Here is a 2,775-nt window from a genome sequence, read left to right on the forward strand (position 1 = left end):
CCCGCAGGAAAGTGGGCTGTTTGAATTCTATGCAACAGCGCGGTGCATGGCTATTATTCGGGCCTCATTCCGAGGCGAGATCTGCATGCTGACGTTGTTGAACCTTCTGAAGGATGGGCGATTCCATTCCGGTCAGGCTCTGGGAGTTGCCCTGGGAATTAGTCGAAGTGCAGTGTGGAAGCAGCTTCAACACCTGGAGGCTGAGCTTGGGCTATCCATACATAAAGTCCGGGGGCGGGGCTATCAGCTGGCGTCGCCACTGGAGTTGCTTGACTCGCTCAAGATAGAGGAAAGTCTTGCCGGCTGGCCTGTGAGTGTCTTCGACTCCATCGACTCTACTAACGCAGAGTCGCTGCGTGCCGTTGATCGGGGTCAAATGGCGCCCTTTCTGGTACTGGCTGAACGGCAAATCTCCGGGCGTGGTCGTAGAGGTCGCAAATGGGTAAGTCCGTTTGCCGAGAACCTCTATTACAGTCTCGTATTGCGTATTGACGGTGGGATGCGTCAACTTGAAGGACTAAGTCTTGTTGTCGGTCTCGCGGTCATGCAAACCCTCCGTGCGCTTGGGGTGTCAGGTGCAGGGCTGAAGTGGCCCAATGACGTTTTGGCTGGGCGAAAAAAAATCGCCGGGATCTTGCTGGAACTGGTCGGAGATCCGGCAGACGTGTGTCATGTAGTGCTGGGTGTTGGCATTAACGTGAACATGCAAGCCACTGACGAGGTTGATCAGCAATGGACCTCGATACGGCTCGAGTCGGGAAAAACGTGTGATCGCAATATTCTGGTGGTTGAGCTGAGCAAGCAGTTGCAGCTTTATCTACAGCGTCATCAGTCAGGAGGTTTCTCTGCGCTTCAGGCGGAGTGGGAAGCGAATCACTTATGGCAGGGACTGTCGGTTTCTCTCACTGCGGGTGTCAACCAGATAGATGGCGTGGTGCTGGGGATTGATAATCAAGGTGCGCTACGGCTGAAGGTGGATGGCGTGGAGAAAGTCTTTAGTGGTGGTGAGCTCAGCTTGAGGTTGCGTGATGATTCTTGAGCTTGATTGCGGAAACAGCTTTATCAAGTGGCGGGTGCTGGATGCCGAGGCAGGTGCCCTGGTCGCGGAAGGGGTGGTCGACTCTGATGAGGCATTGGTCGGCAGCCTTCGTTCGCTCGATAAATTGTCTCTCGGCAAATGCCGCCTTGTCAGTGTAAGGACTGAAGAGGAGACCAATTTGCTGATTGGTTTTCTCAAGCGTGAGTTCGATATTTCCGTCGTCTGTGCAACACCTGCTCGCGAAATGTCCGGCGTCAAAAATGGTTACGAAGACTACGAACGTCTTGGTCTTGATCGTTGGTTGGCGATGCTCGGTGGTTTTCATCTGGCTGGTGGGGCTTGCCTGGTTCTCGATTTTGGGACGGCGGTGACTGCTGATTTCATCTCGTCGGAAGGTGAACACCTGGGTGGCTTCATTTGTCCTGGTATGCCATTGATGCGAAATCAATTGCGTACGCATACCCGAAAGATTCGCTATGGCGATCTGGCGGCGGAACGGGCATTGGCGAGTCACGCTCCAGGGCGCAATACGGCCGAGGCGGTGGAGCGTGGCTGTTCGTTGATGCTCAGAGGATTCGTACTGACGCAGTTGGAGATGGCGCGTTCCTACTGGGGAGATAGCTTCAGTGTCTTCATCACTGGGGGGGATGCCGAGCTAGTGTCGGATGTTGTACCTGAGGCCAGGGTGGTTCCCGATTTGGTGTTCGTCGGTTTGGCTATGGCTTGTCCTTTGTCCTGAGGTTTGTATGCGTTGGTTGTTTCTCCTGCTTCTGGTACTCAATGTGTTTTATTACGTCTGGCATCAGCAGGAGGCGCCATTGCGTGCAAAGGATGTCACTCCGCTCCGTCTTTATAGTGGTTCGCAGCAGGATATCCGTTTGCTGAGTGAGGCTGGTGATGCCTCGCGAGCAGCGAAGTCCGATGGGCAGTGTCTATATATAGGTGGTTCGGGTCGTCCTGAAGCTGCGCAGGCGCTGGAGCAGCGCCTGAATGAGCTTGGTGCGAAAGCTCAGCCCCTGCCGAAAGACCTTTCCAGCAATGCATATTGGTTCCGAATCACGCCAGAAACCCAGCGTTTCCTTGGCGATACTCAGTTGCAAAACCTTTCCAAGGAATTCAATGAGTTAAAACACAAAATAATGCTGTGTGAGGGGGTTGCACCTGCGGAATAGTTTGCATAGAATGGCGCCCGCTCCACAGCGAAGACCTGAAAGGGTTTAAGCAGTGAGGTGATGTCAACGCAGCTAACCTCAGGTTTTTAAATGAGAAAATGCTTGACAAGGGTTTGGCATAGTATAGAATGCCGGCCTGATTAGGAGGGGTTCCCGAGCGGCCAAAGGGATCAGACTGTAAATCTGACGTCTACGACTTCGAAGGTTCGAATCCTTCTCCCTCCACCAGATTTTAGCGTGAGCTGCAGGCTCCGCGGGTATAGTTTAGTGGTAGAACCTCAGCCTTCCAAGCTGATGATGCGGGTTCGATTCCCGCTACCCGCTCCAAGTTTGCAGGTTGTGCAAAGTGTTACGCTCTTGTAGCTCAGTTGGTAGAGCACACCCTTGGTAAGGGTGAGGTCAGCGGTTCAAATCCGCTCAAGAGCTCCATATAACAAGGCAGATATGAAAATATCTGCCTTTGTTTTAATGGCTAGGGTTGTTTGCTTATTTCTTCTGTTAGGGGTGATATCGATGGCTAAGGAAAAATTTGATCGTTCCCTACCGCACGTCAACGTCGGAACT

Annotated in this window: 3 protein-coding genes and 3 tRNA genes; all 6 read left to right on the top strand. The window is 52.9% G+C overall.

Annotated elements, in window-relative coordinates:
* Positions 1-85 precede the first annotated feature (85 nt).
* The 6 genes from birA (at position 86) to M5B98_RS28585 (ending at position 2,640) form a co-directional block, all read left to right on the top strand.
* On the top strand, positions 86-1,039 hold the full coding sequence (birA, locus tag M5B98_RS28560) for a bifunctional biotin--[acetyl-CoA-carboxylase] ligase/biotin operon repressor BirA (protein ID WP_248744674.1): 954 nt from the start codon (positions 86-88) through the stop codon (positions 1,037-1,039).
* Complete coding sequence (locus M5B98_RS28565) at positions 1,029-1,778, top strand: pantothenate kinase (RefSeq protein ID WP_248744673.1); 750 nt, start codon at positions 1,029-1,031, stop codon at positions 1,776-1,778. The genes birA and M5B98_RS28565 overlap by 11 nt, the downstream gene beginning before the upstream one ends.
* Positions 1,779-1,785: 7 nt before the next feature.
* Positions 1,786-2,211: a hypothetical protein gene (locus tag M5B98_RS28570; RefSeq protein WP_134828275.1), complete on the top strand. Its 426-nt coding sequence runs from the start codon at positions 1,786-1,788 to the stop codon at positions 2,209-2,211.
* Positions 2,212-2,354: 143 nt separating this feature from the next.
* Positions 2,355-2,439 (top strand) — tRNA-Tyr (locus tag M5B98_RS28575).
* A 25-nt stretch (positions 2,440-2,464) separates the two neighbouring features.
* A tRNA-Gly gene (locus M5B98_RS28580) sits at positions 2,465-2,538 on the top strand.
* 26 nt (positions 2,539-2,564) lie between these two features.
* Positions 2,565-2,640 (top strand) — tRNA-Thr (locus M5B98_RS28585).
* The last annotated feature ends 135 nt before the right edge of the window (positions 2,641-2,775 follow it).

This window comes from Pseudomonas sp. MWU12-3088, assembly GCF_023242405.1.
GTDB classification, from domain to species: domain Bacteria; phylum Pseudomonadota; class Gammaproteobacteria; order Pseudomonadales; family Pseudomonadaceae; genus Aquipseudomonas; species Aquipseudomonas kribbensis.